1 protein-coding gene is annotated in these 1,484 nt (G+C 58.8%); it reads left to right on the forward strand.

Going from position 1 to position 1,484, the window contains the following annotated elements; genetic code table 11:
* Window positions 1–490: 490 nt before the first annotated feature.
* Window positions 491–1,484, forward strand: a 994-nt coding sequence (locus D6877_RS12075; RefSeq protein WP_130910922.1) for an amino acid permease, incomplete at its 3' end; no start/stop codon positions are given.

The following is a 1,484-nucleotide window of genomic DNA, read 5'->3' on the forward strand; positions in this document are numbered from 1 at the left end:
GGTGTGATGCGCCCCATGCCTGTCGTGCAGGCGAATAACAAGAAGGAGGCGCAATGAACGCCGCGACTGAATTCCACTTCTCTCCGTGGGACGGTTTTCTCCTCGTCCCCGTCGATGGCCTGCAAAGGCCTGACTCACATTTTGCAGCCGCTCGAGACTGTCGAGGCGGACACACGCAATCCCGGCAACCGACACGCTGATCAGGCGGGTCTGGCAGCAGGGGGTTAGCGGTGTACAATGCGCCGCGTTTTAACTGTGACCCTCTGCGTAATCGCAAAAATCTCGAGGCTATCCGCCTTGTTCACTCCGCCGCGCCACAAGCGTGCCGGGTTCGATTTCGTCACAGATAAAAACAAACAGGTGACGCATGACCGTTGTAAATGAGCTGAACTCCTGGTGCCTGCGCTGGGGTTTGATCGGGGCTGCCTGAAATCGCAACCTTGCAGCAACGTCTACTGAACATCATCAAACCTTGCGTGAGACCTTTTTCATGAGTGGACAACCCTCGCAATCAGGCGAGCTGAAACGCGGCCTGAAAAATCGCCATATTCAACTGATCGCCCTCGGTGGCGCGATCGGTACCGGATTGTTCCTCGGTTCGGCCGGGGTACTGAAATCCGCCGGCCCGTCGATGATCCTCGGCTACGCCATCTGCGGCTTCATCGCCTTCATGATCATGCGCCAGCTCGGCGAAATGATCGTCGAAGAGCCGGTGGCCGGTTCCTTCAGCCATTTCGCGCACAAATACTGGGGCGGTTTCGCCGGGTTCCTGTCGGGCTGGAACTGCTGGATTCTGTACATTCTGGTGGGCATGTCGGAGCTGACAGCGGTCGGCAAGTACATCCATTACTGGGCGCCGGACATCCCGACCTGGGTCTCCGCTGCTGCATTCTTCGTGCTGATCAACGCGATCAATCTGGCCAACGTCAAAGTCTTCGGTGAAGCCGAATTCTGGTTTGCGATCATCAAGGTTGTGGCGATTGTCGGGATGATCGCGCTGGGCAGCTACCTGCTGGTCAGCGGCCACGGCGGCCCGCAAGCCTCGGTCTCCAACCTGTGGTCCCACGGCGGTTTCTTCCCCAACGGGGTGAGCGGTCTGGTGATGGCCATGGCGATCATCATGTTCTCCTTCGGCGGTCTGGAAATGCTCGGTTTCACCGCCGCTGAAGCCGACAAACCGAAAACCGTGATTCCGAAAGCGATCAACCAGGTGATCTACCGCATCCTGATTTTCTACATTGGCGCACTGGTGATCCTGCTGTCGCTGACCCCGTGGGACAGCCTGCTGGAAACCCTCAACGCGTCCGGCGATTCCTACAGCGGCAGTCCGTTCGTGCAGGTGTTCTCGATGCTCGGCAGCAATACCGCCGCGCACATCCTCAACTTCGTCGTGCTGACCGCTGCGCTGTCGGTATACAACAGCGGCACCTACTGCAACAGCCGCATGCTGCTGGGCATGGCCGAGCAGGGCGATGCGCCGAAAG

The sequence above is a fragment of the Pseudomonas sp. Sample_9 genome (assembly GCF_004307535.1).
Classification (GTDB): Bacteria; Pseudomonadota; Gammaproteobacteria; order Pseudomonadales; family Pseudomonadaceae; genus Aquipseudomonas; species Aquipseudomonas mercuritolerans.